This is a genomic window from Pigmentiphaga sp. GD03639 (assembly GCF_029845405.1).
GTDB classification, from domain to species: domain Bacteria; phylum Pseudomonadota; class Gammaproteobacteria; order Burkholderiales; family Burkholderiaceae_B; genus Pigmentiphaga; species Pigmentiphaga daeguensis.
In genome coordinates this window covers 241,677-264,739 of record NZ_JAOCLR010000002.1, presented here as the reverse complement: position 1 = coordinate 264,739, position 23,063 = coordinate 241,677, and the positions used below count along the sequence as shown (strand labels likewise).

Here is a 23,063-nt window from a genome sequence, read left to right as displayed (position 1 = left end):
CTCGGCACGATCTGGCCGATGCGGTAGCGGGATGTCATGGAGGTCCTCCCCTTCACGCCGCCAGCGCCGGCCGGCCGAAGCGCTGCGCGCACGTGGTCGCGTCGTAGATGTAGACCCAGTTTGCCTGGATGCCCACGGCATTGGGATTGATCAGCTCGCGCCACCGGTACAGCAGGTCGCGCTTGAACTGCGCCCACGGCGACGGCAGGTGATAGGTCTTGCCGCGCTCGCGGGCTTCCAGCTGCACGCGGCTGGTGCGCGGCTTGCGCTCGGCCTCGTAGGCCTGCAGCGCGGCGCCGACGTCGCGGCCATAGTGCTCCAGCGCCGCGCCAAGGACGTAGCCGTCCTCGATGGCCATGGCCGCCCCCTGGGACAGGAAGGGCAGCATCGGGTGCGCCGCATCCCCCAGCAGCGTGACCCGGCCCTTGGACCAGGCCTGCATCGGATCCCGGTCAAACAGCCCCCACTTGTAGACATCCTGGGTCCGGCTGAAAAGCTCGATCACGTCGGGATGCCAGCCTTCATAGGCCTTCGTGAGTTCTTCCCGGCTGCTGCGCACGTTCCAGGACTCCTCCACCCAGTTGCGCGACTCGTTCACGGCCACGATGTTCACCGCCGCCCCGCCGTTGACGTAGTAGGTGACCAGGTGTCCGTGCGGCCCCATCCAGAACGCCGCGTCCGGACTGACGAACTTCAGCGGATGGCGGTCCACCGGCACCAGGGCCCGCCAGCACATGTGGCCGGTGAACTGCGCCGACTCCGTGCCGAACAGCGCATCGCGCACCACCGAGCGCACGCCGTCGGCGCCCACGATCAGGTCGGCCTCGTATTCGCCGCCGTCGCTCAGGGACGCGACGGCGGTCCCGCCCTCGGTGCGCACGCCGGTGCAATGGATGCCCAGCGTCGCGCCCTTGCCGTCGGCCAGGTGTTGCGACAGGATGGCATGCAGGTCCGCGCGATGGACGTGATAGAACTCCGCGCCGTAGATCTGCGGGCAGCTTTCCTTCAGCGGCGTGCGGAACAGCTCGCGTCCCGAGCGCCAGTTGCGTCCCACCATGGCTTGCGGCAGGAACCCCACCCGCTTCAGGTCGTCCGTCAGGCCCAGCGCCTTCAAGACCTTGACGGCGTTGGGCGTGACCTGCACGCCGGCGCCGACTTCGCCGAACGCCGACGCCCGCTCGAACACATGATTCTCGATACCGCGCAGCGTCAGGGCACGCGACAGCGCCACGCCCCCGATCCCGCCACCCACGATGCCTACGCGCAAGGGACGACTCATACGGCTTCTCCTTTCCTTCCTGCGGGGGCCGGCGGCAGGCCGGCCCCCATAAATAATTAAACAGAAAATTAATAAATGCTTCGATGACGCCCGGGCTCCATCGTCGCCTGGGGCCTGCTCACGCTAGAAGGCGGCTGGCACAGGCCCTAGCCTCCCAGATAGGCGGCCAGCAGTTCCGGATCCTCCAGCAATCCCGCGGACTCCCTCTGCGCCACGACCCGGCCGGTCTCGAACACATAGGCACGCGACGCGGCGGTCAGCGCGTTGTGCACGTTCTGCTCCACCAACAGGACGGTCACGCCCTGCCTGCTGATCTCGCGCACCACGTCGAACACCTCGTCGGCCATCTTGGGGCTGAGCCCCAGGCTGGGCTCGTCCAGAAGGAGCAGCACGGGCTCGGACATCAGGGCGCGGCCGATCGCCAGCATCTGCTGCTCGCCGCCGCTGAGCGTGCCGGCCAGTTGCTGATGGCGTTCCTTCAGCCGCGGGAAACGTTCGTACACCCTGGCCACGCGCTGCTGTACGGTGGCCTGCGACCGGCACAGGTAGGCGCCGAGCACCAGGTTTTCGTAGACCGTCATGGCGGGCCATACATGGCGTTCCTCCGGGCTCTGGGCAATGCCCAGCCCGACGATGCGGTCCGGCGCCATGCCGCCTATGTCGCGCCCGTTGAAGCGGATGCTGCCGCGCGTGGGCTTGAGCAAGCCCGAGATGGCGCGCAGCGTCGTGCTCTTGCCCGCCCCGTTGGCGCCGATCAGCGCCACGGTCTCGCCCGGCTGCACGCGCAGGCTCACGCCGTGCAGCGCGGCGGTCTTGCCATAGCCCACGTGAAGATTGTCCAGCTCCAGCAGCGGAGCGGATGATGCCTGGACGGTGCTCATGCCGCGCGCCCTCCTCCCAGATAGGCCTCGATCACGCGCGGGTCGCGCTGCACGTCCGCCGGCACGCCCTCGGCCAGTTTTTCGCCGAAGTGCATGACGACCACGCGGTCCGATACGCTCATGACCAGGCCCATGTTGTGCTCGACGATCAGGATGGACTGCACCTGCGTGCCCCGCAGTTTTTTCAGGATGCGCCCCAGCTCCATGGCTTCCTGACTGTTCAGGCCCGCGGCGGGCTCGTCCAGCATCAGGATGTCCGGCTTGGCCGCCAGCGCCAGGCCGACCTCCAGCAGGCGCAGCTCGCCGCAGGACAGCAGGTAGGCCGGCGCGTTCATGCGTTCGCCCAGCCCCATGATGTGGACGATGCGTTCGGCCTCCTCGCGCGCGGCGCGTTCGGCCGCGCGGACCTTGCGGCCCGGGAAGAAGGTCTGCAGCAGGCCCTGCCGGGCGCTCAGGTAGTGGCCGGCCAGGATGTTCTCGAACACCGACAGCGACTTCAGGATGTTCGTCTTCTGGAAGCTGCGGACGATGCCCTTCCTGGCCATTTGGTAGGGTTTAGCGCCGGTCAGGTTCTCGCCCCTGACGTGGACTTCGCCCGAGGTGGGCGCGTAGAACCCGGTGATCAGGTTGAAGCAGGTCGTCTTGCCCGCGCCATTGGGCCCGATCAGGCCGACGATCTCGCCCGCCCTGACCTGGAAGCTGATGTCCTTGACCGCCTTGATGCCGCCGAAGGTCTTGCACAGCCCGCGCACGTCCAGCATGGGGGCGTGGCCAATTGCATGCACAGTTGTCATTTCGGTTTCCCAAGGCGCCACGCGCCGCTTACACCGGATAGAATGGCGCCCCCCCGACCCAGGGCACAGCGGATCTGGCTCCGCCAGTCCGCCGGTGCCGCCCCCCGGGGGGCGCGCGACAGCGCGTAGGGGGGAGTCCTCATCTCTCGGCGGGTCGTCAGGAATCCCATCAGGCCGCGCGGCAGGAACAGCACGATGGCCATCACCGCCAGGCCGAACAGCGACAGCCGCAGTTCCTTGGCCTCGCGCAGGTATTCCTCCAGGAAGGTCACCAGCAGCGCCCCGATCAGCGGCCCGACCAGGGTCCCCTTGCCGCCGATCAGCACCATGATGATCATGCTGACCATGAAGGCGAAGCGGAAGACTTCCGGCCCGACGAACGAGATGTAGTGCGCGTAGAACCCGCCCGCCATGCCCGCCAGGAAGGCGCCCAGCACGAATGCCAGCATGGCGTAGCGAAACGGCCGGATGCCGATGGACTGGGCGACGTAGCGGTTCTCGCGCACGGCTACCGCGGCCCGGCCGGCATTGGAATAGACGAAGCGGTACGCCAGGTAGAGCGAGACCGCCAGCACGCCCCAGGCCAGGTAGAAGAAGAACTGCTTGGTCGCCAGGTTGCCTGCCTGGGCCAGCCATGCCGGCTGCGGCACCCCGGCGATACCCATCGGGCCGTTGGTGAAGGCGACCCAGTTGTCCGCCACCAGCCGCAGCACCTCGGCGAACGACAGCGTCACGATGACGAAGAACGGCCCTTGCAGGCGCAGCGTGATGCTGCCGATCAACAGGCCCATGGCCGCCGCCAGCACGCCGGCGGCGGGAATCGTGGCCCACATCGGCCAGCCCAGCTGGGTGGACAGCAGCGCCGCGGCATAGGCCCCCGTGCCCAGGAAGGCCGTATGGCCGAGCGAGAACTCGCCCACATAGCCCACGATCAGATTCAGGCTGGTGGCCAGCACGGCATAGAACAGCACCATGATGGCCACGTGCAGCAGGTACTGGTCGTGGACCACCAGCGGCAGCAGCCCCGCGACCAGCAGCGCAACCAAGATCGCGTTACGTTCGAACTGCATCTCAACTCCCCATGACGTATGCAAATGCCCTGCCCGATCCAGGGCGCCGCGGATCCGGCTTTGCCGGTCCGCCAGCGCCGCCCCCTGGGGGGCGCCCGAAGGGCGTAGGGGGGGGGCGTCATCTAGGCTCTCTCGGCTCGTTTGGAGAACAGGCCGTAGGGCCGGAACACCAGGGTAAGGATCACGATGACGAAACCGATGATGTCGACCCAGCCGGTGGCGACGTAGCCGCCCCAGAGCGCCTCCGCCACCCCCAGCACCAGCCCGCCGACGATGGCGCCCGCGAAGCTGCCCATGCCGCCCAGGATCACCACGACGAAGGCCTTCATGCTGACCAGCCCGCCCACCGACACCTGCGCCGAATAGATCGATCCGAGCAGCATCCCGGCCAGCGACGCGATGACGGTTCCCAGCGCGAAGGTGCAGGCGTATACGTTCGCGGTCTTGATGCCCGCCAGTTGCGCGGCCATCGGATCCTGGAAGGTCGCCCGCATCGCGCGGCCCAGGCGCGTCTTCTGGATCAGCAGGTAGGCGGCCACGATCAGCGCCGCGCACACCGCGACGGCGAACAGCCGGATCTTGGTGACCACGATGGGGCCCAGGAACACCGGCCCGCTGGAAACCGGCCCTTCCACCTTCAGCGGCGCGGTGCCCACCACCAGCAGCGCCGTGTTGGCCAGGAAGATGGACAGGCCGATGGTCAGCAGGATGCCCGGCTCTTCGCCCTGGCCACGGATGCGCTCTATCAGCACGCGGTCGACCAGCCAGCCGAACACCCCCATGACCAGGGCGACCAGCGCCAGGCCCGTCAGGAAATCCAGGCCCAGGGCGGTGGTCACCCACCAGCCCAGCACGCCCCCCAGCATGTACAGCTCTCCATGGGCGAAGTTGACGACGCGCATCAGGCCGAGGATGAGCGTGAGCCCCAGCGCCGACAGCGCATAGAAGGACCCGATCACCAGTCCGTTGGCCAGGAACTGCGGCAGCAAGTCCATCGTTTCTCCCGACTCGGCGCGCGGATCAGGGCCGCTCGGTGGGGGCCTGCGCCACCACCTTGGGCTCGCGGTTCTGGATCTGCACCAGCACCACGTCGAAGCCGTAGCCCTCGCCCTTCTCGGTGAACTTGAAATGGCCGTTGGGCGCGGCGTAGTCCGTCTTGCGCAGGGCATCGCGGATCGCATCGGGCTGCGTGTTGCCCGCCCGGGCGATCGCCTCCATCACGATGTTCAGCGCGTTGTAGCCGGCGGCGCCGTACTTGCCCGGCTTTTCCTTGTAGGCGGCGCTGTAGTACTGGACGAAGGCCTGGTTGCGCTCGCCCGGCATGCTGGAGGCGTAGGGCACCGCCGCGTAAATGCCTTCCGAGGCGTCGCCCGTCAGCCCGATGAAGTCGGAGGTCGCCCACGATCCCACGCCGAAGATCTTGGTCTGGATGCCGAACTCCTTGAACTGCTTGACCAGGATGGAGCCGTCCTGGGTCTCGGCGGCGACGAAGACCCCGTCGGGCTTGGCCGCGCGCAGCTTGGTCAGCAAGGTGTAGAAGTCGGTGGCGCCGTGATCGAAGTACTCCTTCATCACCGTCTTGACCCCGAGCGCGGAGAGGTCCTTGGAGAAGTCCTCCACGCCGCCGCGGCCCCAGTCGTCGTTGACGCCGATGTAGGCCACCGTTTTCAGTTGCAGCTTCTGCGCCAGGATCTTGCTGAAAGTCCTGGACATCAACCGGTCGGTCTCGGCCGAGCGGAAGAAGTACTGGAGTCCCTTCTCGGTCAGGTCCGCCTTCGAGGACACCCCGGTCAGCATGGGCAGCTTGTATTTCTCGGCCACGGGCATCACCGCCGCCGTGGCCGAGCTGCAGAAGGCCCCGGTCAGCGCCACGACCTTGTCGCGCACGATCAGTTTCTCGGCCGCGTTCACCGAGTTGGCGGGACGGCACTGGCCGTCCTCGATGACCAGCTCGATCTTCTTGCCCAGCACGCCGCCGGCCGCGTTGCGGCGCTCGACCGCAAGCTTGGCGCCGTTGACGTAGGTGAGTCCGTTGTAGGCGACCGAACCCGTGAGGGGCTGGATGACACCGATCTTGATGGTTTCCTGCGCCCACGCCGCGGGAGCTGCCCCGCCCATGGTCCCCGCCAGCAACAATGCCCAAGACAGCTTACGCATAGCGACCTCTCGCAAAGGTTTCGATTAAGAATTGCCCACCGCCTCGATTAATTAAACAAGTAATTAATTTATCGATGAATTAGGGTTTACGGCAATCGGCACGATCCGGGAAAAATAATTGATCGACTCAATAATTTCCCGGCACCGTCGCTTCTTAAGCAGGAAGAGTGCCAGCCGTGCGCCCTGGGCGGAACACCGGTGCGGCGCCCGCTCGGGGCGCGCCGCCGCACCGGCGGGGGTCCATGCGCACCGGAATGGCGCGGCGGGCCGGCCTCAGGTCTTCATCTTGTAGCCGGTGCGGAAGATCCAGGTCACGATGCCCAGGCATACGACCAGGAACGCCAGCGTCATGCCCAGGCTGACCACGACGTTGACGTCGGACTGGCCGTAGAAGCTCCAGCGGAACCCGCTGATGAGGTAGACCACGGGGTTGGCCAGGGTGATCTTCTGCCAGATCGGCGGCAGCATGCCGATCGAGTAGAACGCGCCGCCCAGGAAGGTCAGCGGCGTGACTACCATGAGCGGAATGATCTGCAGCTTCTGGAAATCGTCGGCCCACAGGCCGATGATGAAACCGAACAGGCTGAAGGTGACAGCGGTCAGGACCAGGAAGCCGACCATCCAGACGGGATGCTCGATGTGGTACGGCACGAAGATGCGCGCCGTGACCAGGATCAGGAGGCCCAGCATCATCGACTTGGTGGCCGCCGCCCCGACGTAGCCGACCACCGCCTCGACGGGTGACACCGGCGCCGACAGCAGCTCGTAGATGGTGCCCGTCCACTTGGGCAGGTAGATGCCGAACGAGGCGTTGGAAATGCTTTCGTTCAGCAGCGACATCATGATCAGGCCGGGAATGATGAAGGCTCCGTAGCTGACGCCGCCGATCTCGCCCATGCGCGAACCGATGGCGGTGCCGAACACGATGAAGTAGAGCGACGTGGACAGCACCGGCGAGGCGATGCTCTGGGTCAGCGTGCGGAAGGTGCGCGCCATCTCGAACCGGTAGATCGCCCGGATTGCGTAGAAGTTGATCATGCTTGCTCCCGCACCAGGCTCACGAAAATATCCTCCAGCGAACTTTCGCTGGAATGCAGGTCCTTGAAGTCGATGCCCTGCTCGTTCAGGGCCCGCATCAGCGAGGCGATGCCGGTGGCCTCGCCCTGGGTGTCGAAGGTGTAGACCAGCGCATTGCCGCCGTCGGCCAGCTCCAGCGCGTAGCCGGCCAGCGCCGGCGGCAGCGCCTGGAGCGGGGCCTGCAATTGCAGCGTCAGTTGCTTCTTGCCCAGCTTGCGCATCAGCGCCCGCTTTTCCTCGACCAGCACCAGCTCGCCCTTGTTGATGACGCCGATGCGATCGGCCATGTCCTCGGCTTCCTCGATGTAGTGGGTGGTCAGGATGATGGTCATGCCCTCGTCGCGCAGGCGGCGCACCATCTTCCACATGTCCCGCCGCAGCTCGACGTCCACGCCGGCGGTCGGTTCGTCCAGGAACAGCACCTTGGGTTCGTGGGCCAGGGCCTTGGCGATCAGCACGCGCCGCTTCATGCCGCCGGACAGCGTCATGATCTTGGCATTGCGTTTGTCCCACAGCGACAGGTCGCGCAGGATGCTCTCGATACGCGCCGGATTGGCCGGGTGGCCGAACAGGCCGCGGCTGAAGCTGACGGTGGCCCACACCGATTCGAAGGCATCGGTGGCCAGCTCCTGCGGCACCAGGCCGATGCGCGTACGCGCCGCGCGGTAGTCGCCGATGATGTCGTGGCCGTCCACCAGCACGGTGCCGGCGGTCGGGCGCGACAGTCCACAGACGATGCTGATCAAGGTGGTCTTGCCGGCACCGTTGGGGCCCAGCAGGGCGAAGATCTCGCCCTTGCGTATCTGCAGGTCCACGCCCTTGAGCGCGTGGAAGCCATTGGCGTAGGTCTTGGCGAGGCCCGAGATGGAAACGATCGCGGGCGCCTCGCCGGGAAGCGGGGGGCGGGTCGAGACTGGCTGCATGGCGTGATGAGCACACCGCGGGGGAATGGGAGGGGAAATGGCACGGTCCCGGCGGCGGAAGTCGAGTGTATAGGATAGGTCCGGAGGCGTCCTCAAGCCTGTTCCGCCAGCAGGGACATTTCCCGCGTGGCCGACCCGGTATCATCCTGTTTTCGCGGCCGGCACCCCGCCCGCCGCCGCACGACCGGAGCATTCCCCCATGAACCATCCCCCGGAAAACGTCAGCATGGCGCTGTTCTGCGACTTCGAGAACGTGGCCCTGGGCGTGCGCGACGCCAAGTACGAGCGCTTCGACATCAAGCTGGTGCTCGAACGCCTGCTGCTCAAGGGCAGCATCGTGGTCAAGAAGGCCTATTGCGACTGGGACCGCTACAAGGGCTTCAAGGCCACCATGCACGAGGCCAACTTCGAGCTGATCGACATCCCGCACGTGCGCCAGTCGGGCAAGAACTCGGCCGACATCCGGATGGTGGTCGACGCGCTGGACCTCTGTTACACCAAGTCGCACGTCAACACCTTCGTGATCATCAGCGGCGACTCCGACTTCTCGCCGCTGGTCTCCAAGCTGCGCGAGAACGCCAAGCAGGTCATCGGCCTGGGCGTCAAGCAGTCCACCTCGGACCTGCTGATCGCCAATTGCGACGAATTCATCTTCTACGACGACCTGGTCCGCGAGACGCACCAGGCGGCCCGGCGCGAGCCGCGCGGCGCGCAGCCCGCCAACCGCCGTCCGCACGACGAGGACAAGTCGCGCAAGGACGAACTGGAATCCCGGCGCGAGAAAGGCATCGCGCTGGCGGTCGAGACCTTCGACGCGCTGCTGGCCGAGCGCGGCGACACCGGCAAGATCTGGGCCTCGGTGCTGAAGGAAGCCATCAAACGGCGCCGGCCCGACTTCAACGAGTCCTATTACGGCTTCCGCGCCTTCGGCAATCTGCTGGAGGCGGCCCAGTCGCGCGGGCTGCTGGAATTCGGCCGCGACGAAAAATCGGGCGCCTACGTATACCGCGCCAGCGGCGAAACCGCGCCGGTCGAGCCGGCGGCGCCCAGGTCCGTGCCGGTGCCGGCCCCTGCCCCGGCCATCGAGCCCGCCGAGGTCCCCGCCGGCGAAACGCCCGCCCCCCGGGCGGATAAGCGGCGCAACACCCGCAGCGCCGGCAAGAGCGCCTCTCGCCGGGCACGGCCCGAGGCCGAGGCGGCCGGGGACACGGCGCGGCAAGAACCCGCCACCACCCTGCCCCTGGTTGCCGCCGAGCCGGCCGCGCGGCCCGCGCCGGTCGCACCAACGCCCGAACCGGTCCAGCCCCCCGCCGCTGAGACCACCGGCACCGGCGGCGCCGATGCCGCCGACACCCCGGCCGGCGCGCCCGCCAAGAAGGCGGCACGCAAGACCGCCCGCAAGACGCCCGCGCGCCCCCGCGCCCGCAAGACCGCGGCGAAGGCCCAGGAAGGTTAGGCGCCAGCCGGACGGCCGCCGAAGGCGCGCGCCAGCGTCAGCACTTCGCCGGTCGCCACCGGCTCATAGCCCGGCAGCGCCTCCAGGCGCCGTATGAAGCCGGGCGCCTTCAGGATCGCCAGTACGTCGTCCAGCCGCCGGGCCTCCAGCGCCGACTGCTCCACCGCGAAGAAGTAGCGCTCGGTGACCAGCGGCACGAAATCCAGCCCGAAGCGCCGGGCGGCGGTCTCGATGCCGAACCCCACGTCGGCCATGCCGCTGGCGATGTAGGCAGCCACGGCCGCGTGCGTGAACTCGGTGCTGTCGAAACCGTTGATGGCCTGCTGCGCCACCTGGTCGCGCGCCAGCATCAGCTCCAGCAGCATGCGCGTGCCCGAGCCCGCCTGCCGGTTGACGAAGCGCACACCCGGCCGCGCAAGATCCCCCAGCGCCCGGATGCGCTTGGGATTGCCCGGCGCCACGCACAGCCCCTGCACCCGCAGCGCCAACTGGACCAGCACGTGCTTGCGCGGATCCAGCCATTGCTGGTACTGGCGCACCGCGTCCCGCTCGAAGGGACCGATGGGCACGTGGAAGCCGGCCAGGTCGCATTCGCCGCGGGCCAGCGCGGCCACCGCCTCGGTGCTGTTGCGGTAGCGCAGTTCGACCGGCATCTGCGCGGTGTTGATCCAGTCCACCAGGGCCGCCACGGCGAAACCATGGCTGGCATACAGCCGCAGCGGCGAGCGTTCGGGCGCCACGGCCTTGCGGATCTCGGCCTCGAGCTCCGAAGCCAGGCTGTCCAGCGTGGGCGACAGGCGGGCGCGGATGCGGTCTTCGGCCAGCAGCAGGACCGTACCCAGGTGGCTGAGCCGCGTGCCCTTGCCCGGCCGCTTCTCCAGCAGCGGCGTGCCGAACAACTGCTCGGCGCTGCGCAGCAGGCCCCATACGTGGCGATAGGACAGCCCTTCCAGGCGTCCGGCCGCCGCGATCGAGCCCGATTCGCGGATGCTGGCCAGCAGGCGCAACAGCAGGGACGTATCCACCGCGGACGAGGCTTCGGCCCCCGTCCCCTGGATGTGCCAGCCGGGTTGGATCGCGATCTTGAACATTTATGTAATCCTGAACATATTTTTCGCGGGAAGTTTCTTTGTTAGAGTGGGTTGCGTAGCGAGACATATGTTCTGAATTTCATATATTAGCCGTTTCCGCCCACCGCGACGCACGGCATGGAACCCCATGGACCAGAAAGTCATCCCCATCGTCGCGGCGGCGCCCACGCGCGAACGCAAGCGCCAGCAGCCCAAGGGCCGCCGCGTCGACCCCGCCGCGCTGGCCGAGGTGCGCGCATTGCTGGGGGACGCGCCGCGCCGGCGCGACCTGCTGATCGAACACCTGCATCGCATCAACGACCGCTACGGCCAACTGGGCACCCGCCACCTGGCGGCGCTGGCCCAGGAACTGCGCATGGCGCAGGCCGAGGTCTATGAAGTGGCGTCCTTCTACCACCACTTCGACGTGGTACGCGACGACGGGCAGGCCGAATCCGGCACCGCGCCGCTGACCGTGCGGGTCTGCGGCAGCCTGTCCTGTGAACTGGCGGGCTCGGGGCCGCTGCTGGAGCGCCTGCCGCAACTGCTGGGCACCGGCGTGCGCGTCGTGCCGGCGCCGTGCCTGGGGCGCTGCGAACAGGCTCCCGTGGCGATGGTGGGCCAGCGCCCCATTGCCTGTGCGACGGCCGATACGGTGCAGGCAGCCGTCGCGAGCGGCGACACCCGCGACCTGCCCGGCGCCTACATCGACTACGCCGGCTATGTCGCGCAGGGCGGCTACCGCGTGCTGCGCGAATGCGCGTCCGGACAGCGCGACGTGGAGTCCGTGCTCAAGGCCATGGAAGACTCGGGCCTGCGCGGCCTGGGCGGCGCGGGCTTTCCCGCCGGCCGCAAGTGGCGCGCGGTGCGCGCCGAACCCGCCCCGCGCCTGATGGCGGTCAACGTGGACGAAGGCGAACCCGGCACGTTCAAGGACCGCCACTATCTCGAGCGCGATCCGCATCGCCACCTGGAGGGCCTGTTGATCGCGGCCTGGGCCGTCGAGGCGCAGGCCGTCTACATCTACCTGCGCGACGAATACCACGGCTGCCGCGCCATCCTGCAGGCGGAGCTGGACCGCCTGCGCGCCGATCCGCCCGTTTCCGGCCTGCCCCGCATCGAATTGCGGCGAGGCGCCGGTGCCTACATCTGCGGCGAGGAATCGGCCATGATCGAATCGATCGAAGGCAAGCGCGGCATGCCCAGGCTGCGCCCGCCCTATGTCGCGCAGGTCGGACTGTTCGGCCGTCCCACGCTCGAGCACAACTTCGAGACGCTGCACTGGGTCCGGGACATCCTGGAACGCGGCGGCGCCTGGTTCGCCTCGCAGGGCCGGCGCGGGCGCAAGGGCCTGCGCTCGTTCTCGGTATCGGGACGCGTGCGCCAACCCGGCGTCCATCTGGCACCGGCCGGCATCACCATCCAGGAACTGATCGACGAATACTGCGGCGGCATGCAGGACGGCCACGAGTTCTACGCCTACCTGCCCGGCGGCGCGTCGGGCGGCATCCTGCCGGCATCGATGAACGACATCCCGCTGGATTTCGACACGCTGCAACCCTACGGCTGCTTCATCGGCTCGGCGGCGGTCATGGTCCTGTCCCATCGAGACACCGCCGTGGGCGCGGCGCGCAACATGATGGCCTTCTTCAAGGACGAATCCTGTGGCCAGTGCACGCCCTGCCGCGTGGGCACGGCCAAGGCGCTGGAGCTGATCCGCCAGCCCGAGTGGGACATCCCGCTGCTGGAGGAGTTGTCCGCCGTCATGCGCGATGCCTCGATATGCGGACTGGGCCAGGCCGCCCCCAATCCGGTCGATTGCGTCATCAAGTATTTTCCTGGAGAACTCGGCTCCGGGTCGTCCGGCCGTGCCACGGGTAACTGACATGAATGCCATCAATCGCCGCGAGCTCGGCCTCTCTGCCGTCACCGTGAACTTCCGCCTGAACGGGCAGGAAGTCAGCGCCGCCGACAACGAAACCCTGATCCAGGTGGCCGACCGCCTGGGCATCGAGATTCCCCGCCTGTGCCATGCCGACGGACTGGAGCCGGCCGGCAACTGCCGCTCGTGCGTGGTCGAGATCGGCGGCGAGCGCGTGCTGGCGCCGTCGTGCTGCCGCACGCCGCGCGAGGGCATGGAGGTCACGACCGACAGCGAACGCGCCGTGCGCGCGCAGAAGATGGTGCTCGAGCTGTTGCAGGCCGACATGCCCGAGACCTCGTACACGCGGAACAACGAAGTCGATCTCTGGGCCCGCAAGCTGGGCGTGGGAAAGCCGCGCTTCGCGCCGCGCGCGCCGGTGGCCGCCGACACCTCGCACCCGGCCATCGCCGTCAACCTGGACGCCTGCATCCAGTGCACGCGCTGCCTGCGGGCCTGCCGCGACGAGCAGGTCAACGACGTGATCGGGCTGGCCCATCGCGGCGACCATGCCAGGATCGTGTTCGACATGGACGACGCCATGGGCGCTTCCACATGCGTGGCCTGCGGCGAATGCGTGCAGGCCTGTCCCACCGGCGCGCTGATGCCCGCGCGCGAGGTGGCGCTGCAAGTGCCGGACAAGGCGGTCGAATCGGTCTGCCCCTATTGCGGCGTGGGCTGCCAGCTGACCTACCACGTCAAGGACAACCGCATCCTGTACGTCGAGGGCCGCGACGGTCCGGCCAACCACGAGCGCCTGTGCGTGAAAGGCCGCTACGGCTTCGACTACGCCCACCACCCCCACCGCCTGACCCGTCCGCTGATCCGCCGCGCGGACGCGCCCAAGCGCGGCGACGCCGTGATGGATCCGGACCGCGTCATGGAGGTGTTCCGCGAAGCGACGTGGGACGAGGCGCTGGACCTGGTGGGCGAGCGGCTGCGCACGATCCGCGACACGCACGGCAAGCGCGCGCTGGCCGGCTTCGGCTCGGCCAAGGGCAGCAACGAGGAAGCCTATCTGTTCCAGAAGCTGGTGCGCACGGGCTTCGGCAGCAACAACGTCGATCACTGCACGCGGTTGTGCCATGCCTCGTCGGTGGCGGCACTGCTGGAAGGCATAGGCTCGGGCGCGGTGTCCAATCCGGTGATGGACGTGGGCAAGGCCGAGGTGGTGATCGTGATCGGCGCCAACCCCACGGTCAACCATCCGGTGGCGGCGAGCTGGATCAAGAACGCGGTGAAGAACGGCACCAAGCTCATCGTGGCCGACCCGCGCCGCTCGGACCTGGCCCGGCTGGCGCACCGCTTCCTGCAGTTCAAGCCGGACACCGACGTGGCGATGCTGAACGCGATGATGCACGTGATCGTCCATGAAGGCCTGGTCGACGAGGACTTCATCGCCGGCCGCACCATCGGCTACGACGAACTGCGCAGGAACGTGGAAGGCTACAGCCCCGAGAGCATGGCGCCCATCTGCGGCATCGACGCGGACACGCTGCGCGAGGTCGCGCGGCTGTACGCCACCTCCAAGGGCTCGATGATCCTGTGGGGCATGGGCGTATCGCAGCACGTGCACGGCACGGACAACGCGCGCTGCCTGATCGCGCTGGCGCTGATGACCGGGCAGATCGGCCGCCCCGGCACCGGCCTGCATCCGCTGCGCGGCCAGAACAACGTGCAGGGCGCGTCGGACGCGGGGCTGATTCCGATGATGTATCCGGACTACCAGCGCGTGGACAACGCCGCCGCGCGCCAGAAGTTCGAACAGTTGTGGGGCATGCCGCTGGATCCGCAGCCGGGGCTGACGGTGGTGGAGGTGATGCACGCGATCAGGGCCGGCAGGGTGCGGGGCATGTACATCATGGGAGAAAACCCGGCGATGTCGGACCCCGACGCCAACCACGCGCGCGAGGCGCTGGCGGCACTGGACCATCTTGTCGTGCAGGATATCTTCCTGACCGAGACGGCCTACCTGGCCGACGTCATCCTGCCCGCCTCGGCTTTTCCGGAAAAGACCGGCACGTTCACCAATACCGACCGGCTGGTGCAGATGGGCCGGCAGGCCCTGGATCCGCCGGGCGACGCGCGCCAGGACCTGTGGATCATCCAGCAGATCGCGGCGCGCATGGGGCTGGACTGGCACTACCGCGACGTGTCCGAGGTGTTCGACGAGATGCGCCATTCGATGCCGAGCATAGGCGGCATCACCTGGGAGCGCCTGCAGGCGGAGCATGCGGTGACGTATCCCTGCCTGGCGGAGGGCGATGCCGGAGACCCTGTCGTGTTCACGACCACGTTCCCGACCGAGACGGGCCGCGCGCGTTTCGTGCCTGCCGACATCATTCCGGCGAACGAGCGGCCGGACGGGGAGTATCCGCGGGTATTGATCACGGGGCGGCAGCTGGAGCACTGGCACACGGGCAGCATGACGCGGCGGGCATCGGTGCTGGATGCGATCGAGCCGGATCCGGTGGCGTTGGTGCATCCGCTGGATCTGGAAGAGATCGGGGTGCGGCCGGGAGACGTGATCACGCTGGAGTCGCGGCGCGGAGAGGTGTCGCTGTATGCGCGGGCGGAGGAAGGCACGCCGCGGGGAGCGGTGTTCGTGCCGTTCTGTTATTACGAGGCGGCGATCAACAAGCTGACGAACGCCGCGCTGGATCCGTTCGGGAAGATTCCGGAGTTCAAGTACTGCGCGGTACGGATCCGGGCAGGAGGGACGGAGCCGGTGCAGAGCAGTTATGGGGGTGGGCAGATATTGGGGTTGGGCGCTTGAGCCGTCACAGCGGATTGCTGTCCTGGTAGATGATCTTCGACTCCGTGAAGTCGTTCAACGCCTCATGTCCATGCAGGCGCCCCAGCCCGCTGCGGCGATAGCCGCCGGTTTCCGCTTCGGCCATCAGCTTGTTGTGATCGTTGATCCAGACCGTGCCCCGGCGCAGCTTGCGGGCGACGCGTTGGGCGCGGGCGCCGTCGCGGGTCCAGACGCTGGAGGACAGGCCGTAGACGGTGTGGTTGGCGCGGGCGATGGCTTCGGCCTCGTCGTGGAATTTTTCCAGGACGACGAAGGGGCCGAAGATTTCCTGTTGGACGAAGAAGGCGCTGGTGTCGCCGTGAGCCACCAGCGACGGGGTCAGGAAGGCGCCGTGGGGATGCTGGCTGTCCAGCGTGGAGCCTTCCAGCAGCACTTCGTCGGCTTCGCTCATGGCGCGGTGGACCTGGGACAGGACGCGGTCGCGCGAGGCGCGGTCGATCAGGGGGCCGAGGTGGTGGCCCGGCAGCCAGCCGGGGCCGGTTTTCAGGGCAGCCAGGGCGTCGCGCAGGTGGGTGCGGGCGGCGTCGTAGGCGTTGGCATGGACCAGCACGCGGCGCGCGGCGGTGCATTGCTGGCCGGAGATGATGGTGGCGGCGTCGGCGATCTTGCGCATGACGTCGGGGATGGGGGCGTCGTCGAAGACAATGCAGCTGGCCTTGTCGCCCAGCTCCAGCGACAGCTTCTTCATCGTGGGCGCGGCCGAGGCGTAGATGCGCTGGCCGGTTTCGTTCGAGCCGGTGAAGCTGATGACGTCGACGTCGTCGGACTGGCAGATCAGTTGCGAGAGTTCGGCACCGTCCTCGACCACCATGTTGACGACGCCCGGCGGCAGGCCCGGGATCCTGATCAGTTCCTTGAGCATCTCGCAAGTGACGAGCGCGGTCTGCCAGGCGGGCTTGATCACCGTGGTGCATCCCGCCGCCAGCGCGGGGGCCAGGCTGCGCACCAGCAGCAGCGCCGGGGCGTTCCAGGGCACGATGATGCCGGCCACGCCGGCGGGTTCGCGCAGCATGGTCGAGAACACGCCGGGGCTGACTTCCTGCGCGTTGCCGGCGATATAGCGAGCCAGGCCGGCGTAGTAGTTGATCTCGGAAATGGCGCCATGCATTTCGCCGGTGGATTGGGCGATGACCTTGCCGTTCTCCATCGTCAGCAGCATCGCCAGTTCCTGGGCGCGCGGAGCGAGGTTGCGCGCCCATTGCAGCAGCACGTCCTGCCGCAGGCGGGGGGAGTTGGCCCAGGCCGATTCCTCGAAGGCCTGGCGGGCCGCGCCGATGGCGGCGCGCGCGGCCGCGGCGTCGGCCGTGGCGACGGTGCCGACGGTCTCGCCGTTGGCCGGGTTGATGTTGTCCAGGATCGGCGCCGCGCCGGACTCCTGCAGGGCGCCGGCGATGATCAGGCCGGAATGGTGTCGGGTCGTCATGATTGCTCCATAGGGGACACGGCCGCGGTCGGCGGCTCGAAAGAGGAAATCGGCCGCGATCCGTGCGCGAGACACGAGGCGTCGAGATCGCGGATGTCGGCGCGGCCGATCAGCGCCAGGTCGCGGTCCAGTTCGGCATGCAGCAGGCCGATCGCCCGCCGCACCGCTGCGGTGGCGCCCACGGATGCCGCGTACAGGAATGGCCGGCCGATCAGCACGAAGTCCGCGCCCAGGGCCAGCGCCTTGATGATGTCGGTGCCGCGCCGGAAACCGCCGTCCACGATCAGCTTGGCGCCGCCGCGCAGCGCGGCGATCCGGGGCAGCATGCGCAAGGGGGACACCGCGCCGTCCAGTTGCCTGCCGCCGTGGTTGGACAGGATCATGCCGTCCACGCCGGCGTCCAGCGCGATGCGGGCGTCGTCCTCGTGAAGAATGCCCTTGACCAGCAGCCTGCCCCGCCACCGGCGCCGGATGTAACGCAAGTGGTCCCAGGTCAGGCGGTCGCGGCCAACGCGGAACCCTGGGCTGGGCGGTGCCACGATCGGTCCTCCACGGTCGGCGCCGAAGTTCTCGAAGCGCGGGATGCCGCCGTTCAGGAGCGTACGCAGCACCACGCTCGCCATCCAGCGGGGATGCGCCAGCACGTCGCCCAGCAACCGCGGGCCAGGCGTGACCGGGATGCCGAATCCTCGCCGCAGGTCGTTCTCGCGGTTCGCCGCGACGGGCACGTCTGCGGTCACGACCAGCACTTCGATACCGGCACGTTCCACGCGCTGGAGCAGGCTGTCTATCCGCCCCGGGTCCGCTGGCAGATAAGCCTGGTACCACGCCCCGGGCGACCGCGCTGCGATGGTTTCCAGCGGCACGGACGAGGCCGCGCTCAGCACGAACGGGACCTGTTGCGCGGCGGCCGCCTCGGCCAGGGCCAGGTCCGCCTGGAACGCGAACAGGGCCGCGCCGCCCATGGGCGCGATGCCGAAGGGCGCACTGTACTCGCGGCCCCACAGCTGGCAGCGCGTGGACCGGGTTCCGACATCGACCAGGACGCGGGGCACCAGTTCCAGCCGGGACAAGGCCTCGGCATTGGCGCGCAGCGAACGCTCGTCCTCGGCGCCGTGTGCGGCGAAGCCGTAGATGCTGCGTGGCAGCCTTTTCCTGGCCTCGCGTTCGAAGTCGGCAAGCGCAAGCATCGGGCCGCCCTACTCCACCTTGATGCCGGCCTGCCGCACCGCTTCCGTCCAGCGTCCGGCCTCGCCGCTCACGAAGCGGGCGAACTCGGAGCGCGACTGCGGCGCGGGCTTCTCGCTTCCCCAACCTTCCCACATGCGCTGGATGTCCGGGTCGGCCAGCGCCCGGTTGAGCAGGTCGGACATCGCATCGGCGATGCGCGGCGGCGTCGCGGACGGCGCGAATACGCCGTACCAGGTCCCGAGCACCATCCGGTCCAGCCTCAGTTCCTTGACGGAGGGAACGTCGGGAAACAGCGGGGAGCGGCGAGCTGATGTGACCGCGAGGGCCTTCAACCGGCCCTCGCGCACGAACGTGGAGGCGGCCGGCATGGTGTCGAACAGCACGTCTATCTGTCCGCCCACCAGGTCCTTGAGCGCCGGCGCGCTTCCCTTGTAGGGTATGGCAACCATGTGGATGCCGGCGCTCTGCGCGAACGTGATGCCGGCCAGGTGCTGGAGGTTGCCGACGCTGCCCACGCCATAGCTGATTCCTTTGTCGGTGCCCCGCGCCTTGGCCACGAGCGCGTCCAGGATGTCCACGCCGGTCCCGGCCTTGACCACCACCAGGTTGGGCATGGTGGCGAACCGCCCGATGGGCAGGAAGTCCGGTCCCGTCAGCGGATAGGACAGCGAGGGCGTCAGCGCCATCCGGGTCAGTTCATGGACGCTCCCGAGCAGGAAGGCGGTGCCGTCCGCGGGCGCGTGGGCCACGAATTCCCGCGCCAGCACGCCGGCACCGCCGCTGCGGTTGTCGACGATGAAGGTCTGTCCCGACAGGCGGCTCATCACGGCCGCCAGCGGCCGCACCATCTGGTCCATCGACCCGCCCGGCGAGGCCGGCACGACCAGCCGCACCGGCTGCGTCGTCCAGGCCCCTGCCGCCGGCGCGGCCGTTGCGGCCGCCAGTCCCAGGACGATGCTTCCCCCCGCTCTTCTCCACACCATGTCGTCTCCCTGGTCGAAATGATGAACGATGCCGCGCCGCCGGGACGCCGTCGTTCACGCGCGAAACAGATCGAGCATCTCGGCGCTCGGCTCGAAGCCCAGCCCGGGCGTATCCGGCAAGTCGAGCCATCCGGCAGCAGGCTCGGGAAAGCCGACGAAAAGTCGACGCATCAACGCCACCGTGGGCAGGTGCCACTCGACCTTGCCGCCGTTGGCCAGCCCCGCATGCAGATGCATGTTGTGCAGCGGAAAGGCGCCGCCATTGGTGACAGAGACATTGAACGCGCTGGCAAGGCCCGCGATACGGACGCATTGCGTGTATCCGCCGCCGATCACCACATTGGGCTGGATGAAGTCCACCGCGCCGTGGACCAGCATGTCGCGAAAGCGGAAGGCCAGCCCTTCGTTCTGCCCGGCCGCCACGGCAACGCCGCAACGGCGGCGCAGGTCCGCCATGGCGGGAATGTCGTTCTGCGTGACCGGTTCCTCGAAGAAGGCAATGCGGCAATCGGACAGATTCATTGCCAGGCGCTGCGCATGGAAGGCGTCGAGGCTGCAATTGGCATCGATGTAGACCTGCGCGTCGCTGCCCGCGGCCTCGCGCACGGTTCGCACCCGGCGCTCGTCCTCGGCGATGACCTCGTCCAGCGAAGGGCCGCCACGGTCGCGCCTTTGAAGCGCCTGATGGCCGACGACCATTTTCAGATGCTGGTAGCCCTGGGCCCTGAGCGTCGCGGCCGCCTGGCCGAGCGCATCGCGGTCCAGGAAATCGAAGCCGAAGGTCGCGTAGACGGGCACGCGGGAACGGGCGCCCCCCAGCAACCGCCACACTGGCTGTGCCAGCGCCTTGCCCTTGATGTCCCACAGGGCGATGTCGAGCGCCGCCATGGCATGCGCGGCGTGGCCGGTCTGTCCCCGGGGCGACAGCAGCCAGTAGAGACGGTCCCACAACGCCTCGTGGTTCATGGGGTCCTCGCCGACCAGCGCCGGCGCGGCCACGTCGTTCACGGCCGCGGCCACGACCCGTTCATTGGTGATCGATGTCAGTCCATGGCCGCACAACCCGGTGGAGGTTTCCACGCGCACCAGGCACGCCCGGATTTCCTGCTCGACGGGCGTGGTCCCGCCTATGCCGACCTGCACGGGCCATTTGATCGGCACCGCCGCGACTCGCGTGATCTTCATGTCCGCTCCCGTGCGCCCTACTCGACCTTGATGTCGTTCTCGCGCGCCACCTTGGTCCAGAGCGGCACTTCCTTCTCGATCAGGCGACGGAACTCGTCGGAGGTGCTGGCGTGGGCCAAGCAGCCGAGGGAGGCCATCTTCTTGCTTACCTCGGGCAGGGCGACCACGCGCGCGATCTCCCGCTGCAATACCTGGACCACGTCCGCCGGCGTGCCGGCCGGCGCCAGCAGGCCCGCCCACAACTCGACATCCAGGTCCACCCCCGCCTCCCGCATGGTCGGGACCTCGGGCAGGAAGCCTGCCCGTTGCGGCGAGGTCACGGCCAGGGCCCGCACGCGCTTGCCCTGCAGGCCGGTCATGGCCGGCGCCGGATCGGTGATGGCCATGGTGACGTTGCCCGCCATGACGGCCTGAATCGACTCGTTGCTGCCTTTGTAGGGGATGTGCGCGAAGCGCGCGCCGGTCTTGCCGTTGAACAGCTCGGTCACGAGCTGGAACGAGGCGGCGCTGGAGCCGTAGTTCGCCTTGTCCGGGTGCTGCTTCGAATAGGCCACGAGGTCGCTCACCGACTTGATCGGCAGCGAGGCATCCGAGACCAGCACTAGCGGGAACTTCGCCGTCAGCGACACGGGGGTGAAGTCCTCGACCTTGTAGGGCAGCTTGGCGTACAGGGCAGGATTGAACGAGATGGGACCGCTGGCTCCCCAGAACAGCGTGTAGCCGTCCGGCCTGGCCTTGGCCACGTAGGCCGCGCCCACGATGGAGGCCACGCCGGGGCGGTTCTCGACGATCACGGGCTGCTTGAGTCCCTTGGTGATTTCCTCGGCCACGATACGGGCCAGGACGTCGTTGCCCCCGCCCGCCGCGTAGCCGACGATGATGGTGATCGGGCGCGCCGGATAGTTCGGCTGCGCATGCGCGGCCGGCAGGCCGAGCGGCGAGATGGCCAGCGCCAGCGCGGCCAGGTTCAGGATGCGACGTACTTGCATGGTGTCTCCTTCCACGGGACTCGTGCGTTCCCTTGATTCCGGCCACGGGCGGCGCCGGCCGCCCGCGCCCCTAGATTCCGCCGATGCGCACGTGCAGCACCGCGGCCCGTCCTTCGTCGACGGCGCGCAGGCAGCGGGCGATCGCGTCCGGCACGTCGTCGGGGTCCTCCACCGTCTCGCCATGGCCGCCGAAAGCCTGGGCGACCAGTTCGAAGCGGCGCGTCTCGCCATGCAGCCGCGCGTGGAACTCGTCCGTGTCGGCCGCCGAGCCATCCGGGTGCACGCGCAGCACGGCCTCTTTCACCGCCTGCCATCCGCCGTTGTCCAGCACGACGGTCAGGATGGGCAGCCGGTAGCGCTGCGCCACGTCATAGACCGAGGTGGGCGTGCCGAAATGGAAGCCGCCGTCGCCGACCACTTGCACCACGCGCGCATCCGGCCGCGCCAGCTTGACGCCCAGCGCCATGCCGCCGCTGTAGCCCAGGCCGCCTCCGGCCGTGCCCAGCAGCGTCAGCGGCCGGGTCCGGCGAATGTGGCCCAGCACCGCGGGCGCGTTGCGGATGGCCTCGTTGATGACCACGTCGTCCTGGGACAGGGCCGCGCTCAACTGCGCGCACAGGAAGGCCGGCGAGATCGCGCCGCGGGCGCCGCGCTTGCCCGCCGCCTGGGACAGCGCGTCGGCGCGGGCCTTGGCCTGCGCCCGATAGCCGTCCAGGCGCACGCGCACCCGCTCGTGGAAGTCCTTGCCGGCACGGGCCCGGACGATGTCGATGACCTGGCGCAGCACCGTGGCGCAATCGGCCTGCACGCGCATGTCGGTCGCGAATCCCCACATGGGGAAGTCCTTCTTGATCGGATCGACGTCGACATGCAGCCAGCGCATGTCGGGCCGCTCGGCCACGTACTTGGGCAGCCAGGGCACGTCCACGTCCAGCAGCAGGCCCAGGTCGGCGTCGGCCTGCGCCGCGCCGGGGTCGAAGCCGCCGAAGCAGGGCGAATCGCGCGAGATGCCCAGGTAGCTGGGCGCGAACTCGAAGACGCGGATGCCGCACAGCAGCGCCAGTTCCTCCAGCGCCTGGACGGCCTCGGCCTTGCGGCCGAGATAGGCGGTAACGGCCATGGGGCGCTCGGCCCGCATCAGGGCCTCGGCGATCTGCGCGGCCCGCGCCTCGTCGATGCCGCCGGCGGCGACGGGACCGTAGCGGTCCTGGCCAAAGGCCTTCACCTGGTCTTCGGCCCATTCCTGGGTCAGGGCCTCGCGCGGCAGGGTCAGGTAGACCGGCCCCGGTGGATCGCTCTGCATGACCGAGTGGCCGCGCCGCACCACTTCACGCGCATTGATGCCGGTCGAGAGCGAGTATTCCCATTTGACGTAGGGACGCACCAGGCTCGCCATGTCGAAAGGGTCCTGCACGAAATGCACGTAGTTGTCGCGCGAGCCGGGCAGCTCGCCGCGCACGGTGCCCGGCGCCCGCCCCGCCATCAGCATGACGGGCAGGCGCGAGCGGAACATGTTGTGCATGCCCATGGCCGCGTTCGCCGTGCCGGCGTCCACGTGGACCATCACCGCCTGCCCCTTCCCGGTCATGGCCGCGTAGCCGGCGGCCATGTGGATCGCGACATTCTCGTGCGGACAGAGCATGAAGCGGGGGTGCTTGCGTCCCTGCTCGCGCCAGCGCGCGAGTTCCTCGATGACGGAAGCGTGGTCGGTGCCCAGGTTGGAAAACACGTACTCGATGCCGAGATCGGTGAGTCCCTGGAGCAAATAGTGGGCGCTGCTGTACATGGGGTCTCCTGTGCGGTTGGCCCATGTTAGGAATCGGAGTGAAATCCGTAAAATGAAATGAAC

At 68.3% G+C, this 23,063-nt stretch carries 18 protein-coding genes; 3 read left to right on the top strand and 15 right to left on the bottom strand.

What is annotated here, in order from left to right; all coding sequences use genetic code 11:
• Nucleotides 1–52: 52 nt before the first annotated feature.
• The 8 genes from N5K27_RS03235 to N5K27_RS03200 form a co-directional block, all read right to left on the bottom strand.
• Entirely contained in the window at nucleotides 53–1,279 is a 1,227-nt protein-coding gene (locus N5K27_RS03235) for an FAD-dependent monooxygenase (RefSeq protein ID WP_087841540.1), read from the bottom strand.
• A gap of 146 nt (nucleotides 1,280–1,425) precedes the next feature.
• Complete coding sequence (locus N5K27_RS03230) at nucleotides 1,426–2,160, bottom strand: ABC transporter ATP-binding protein (RefSeq protein WP_087841539.1); 735 nt, start codon at nucleotides 2,158–2,160, stop codon at nucleotides 1,426–1,428.
• Nucleotides 2,157–2,954, bottom strand: a complete 798-nt coding sequence (locus tag N5K27_RS03225; protein WP_243724388.1) for an ABC transporter ATP-binding protein — start codon at nucleotides 2,952–2,954, stop codon at nucleotides 2,157–2,159. Before N5K27_RS03225 ends, N5K27_RS03230 begins: the two co-directional genes overlap by 4 nt.
• A complete protein-coding gene (locus N5K27_RS03220) occupies nucleotides 2,951–4,024 on the bottom strand; it encodes a branched-chain amino acid ABC transporter permease (RefSeq protein WP_279814633.1) in 1,074 nt (357 codons plus the stop codon). Before N5K27_RS03220 ends, N5K27_RS03225 begins: the two co-directional genes overlap by 4 nt.
• A 122-nt stretch (nucleotides 4,025–4,146) precedes the next feature.
• Nucleotides 4,147–5,019, bottom strand: a complete 873-nt coding sequence (locus N5K27_RS03215; protein ID WP_087841536.1) for a branched-chain amino acid ABC transporter permease — start codon at nucleotides 5,017–5,019, stop codon at nucleotides 4,147–4,149.
• A gap of 25 nt (nucleotides 5,020–5,044) precedes the next feature.
• A complete protein-coding gene (locus N5K27_RS03210) occupies nucleotides 5,045–6,181 on the bottom strand; it encodes an ABC transporter substrate-binding protein (protein ID WP_243724389.1) in 1,137 nt (378 codons plus the stop codon).
• A 273-nt stretch (nucleotides 6,182–6,454) separates the two neighbouring features.
• Nucleotides 6,455–7,216, bottom strand: a complete 762-nt coding sequence (locus N5K27_RS03205; RefSeq protein ID WP_279814775.1) for an ABC transporter permease — start codon at nucleotides 7,214–7,216, stop codon at nucleotides 6,455–6,457.
• Complete coding sequence (locus N5K27_RS03200) at nucleotides 7,216–8,181, bottom strand: ABC transporter ATP-binding protein (RefSeq protein ID WP_130356838.1); 966 nt, start codon at nucleotides 8,179–8,181, stop codon at nucleotides 7,216–7,218. Before N5K27_RS03200 ends, N5K27_RS03205 begins: the two co-directional genes overlap by 1 nt.
• Nucleotides 8,182–8,380: 199 nt before the next feature.
• Between N5K27_RS03200 and N5K27_RS03195 the strand changes: the two genes are divergently transcribed.
• Nucleotides 8,381–9,637, top strand: coding sequence for an NYN domain-containing protein (locus N5K27_RS03195; RefSeq protein ID WP_279814628.1), 1,257 nt, complete (start codon nucleotides 8,381–8,383; stop codon nucleotides 9,635–9,637).
• On the opposite strand, the gene N5K27_RS03190 is transcribed toward N5K27_RS03195, so the two are convergent.
• Nucleotides 9,634–10,728 (bottom strand): substrate-binding domain-containing protein, encoded by a 1,095-nt coding sequence (locus tag N5K27_RS03190; protein ID WP_279814627.1) that lies wholly within the window; start codon nucleotides 10,726–10,728, stop codon nucleotides 9,634–9,636. The genes N5K27_RS03195 and N5K27_RS03190 overlap by 4 nt on opposite strands.
• Before the next feature lie 127 nt (nucleotides 10,729–10,855).
• On the opposite strand from N5K27_RS03190, the gene N5K27_RS03185 reads away from it, so the two are divergent.
• Nucleotides 10,856–12,592 carry an NADH-ubiquinone oxidoreductase-F iron-sulfur binding region domain-containing protein gene (locus N5K27_RS03185; protein ID WP_279814624.1) on the top strand — a complete coding sequence of 579 codons (1,737 nt, stop codon included), beginning with the start codon at nucleotides 10,856–10,858 and terminating at the stop codon, nucleotides 12,590–12,592.
• A gap of 1 nt (nucleotide 12,593) precedes the next feature.
• Complete coding sequence (gene fdhF / locus N5K27_RS03180) at nucleotides 12,594–15,404, top strand: formate dehydrogenase subunit alpha (RefSeq protein ID WP_279814622.1); 2,811 nt, start codon at nucleotides 12,594–12,596, stop codon at nucleotides 15,402–15,404.
• A gap of 4 nt (nucleotides 15,405–15,408) precedes the next feature.
• Here the strand turns inward: fdhF and N5K27_RS03175 are convergent, their stop codons facing one another.
• The 6 genes from N5K27_RS03175 to N5K27_RS03150 form a co-directional block, all read right to left on the bottom strand.
• Nucleotides 15,409–16,866: an aldehyde dehydrogenase family protein gene (locus N5K27_RS03175; protein ID WP_279814620.1), complete on the bottom strand. Its 1,458-nt coding sequence runs from the start codon at nucleotides 16,864–16,866 to the stop codon at nucleotides 15,409–15,411.
• Nucleotides 16,863–18,056, bottom strand: coding sequence for an alpha-hydroxy acid oxidase (locus N5K27_RS03170; RefSeq protein WP_279814618.1), 1,194 nt, complete (start codon nucleotides 18,054–18,056; stop codon nucleotides 16,863–16,865). The genes N5K27_RS03175 and N5K27_RS03170 overlap by 4 nt, the downstream gene beginning before the upstream one ends.
• Nucleotides 18,057–18,065: 9 nt before the next feature.
• Nucleotides 18,066–19,040 carry a tripartite tricarboxylate transporter substrate binding protein gene (locus N5K27_RS03165; protein ID WP_087838261.1) on the bottom strand — a complete coding sequence of 325 codons (975 nt, stop codon included), beginning with the start codon at nucleotides 19,038–19,040 and terminating at the stop codon, nucleotides 18,066–18,068.
• A 54-nt stretch (nucleotides 19,041–19,094) separates the two neighbouring features.
• Nucleotides 19,095–20,225, bottom strand: a complete 1,131-nt coding sequence (locus N5K27_RS03160; protein ID WP_087838262.1) for a mandelate racemase/muconate lactonizing enzyme family protein — start codon at nucleotides 20,223–20,225, stop codon at nucleotides 19,095–19,097.
• Nucleotides 20,226–20,242: 17 nt separating this feature from the next.
• Nucleotides 20,243–21,214 (bottom strand): tripartite tricarboxylate transporter substrate binding protein, encoded by a 972-nt coding sequence (locus tag N5K27_RS03155; protein ID WP_279814615.1) that lies wholly within the window; start codon nucleotides 21,212–21,214, stop codon nucleotides 20,243–20,245.
• A gap of 70 nt (nucleotides 21,215–21,284) precedes the next feature.
• Nucleotides 21,285–23,000: a thiamine pyrophosphate-requiring protein gene (locus N5K27_RS03150; RefSeq protein WP_279814613.1), complete on the bottom strand. Its 1,716-nt coding sequence runs from the start codon at nucleotides 22,998–23,000 to the stop codon at nucleotides 21,285–21,287.
• Nucleotides 23,001–23,063 lie beyond the last annotated feature (63 nt).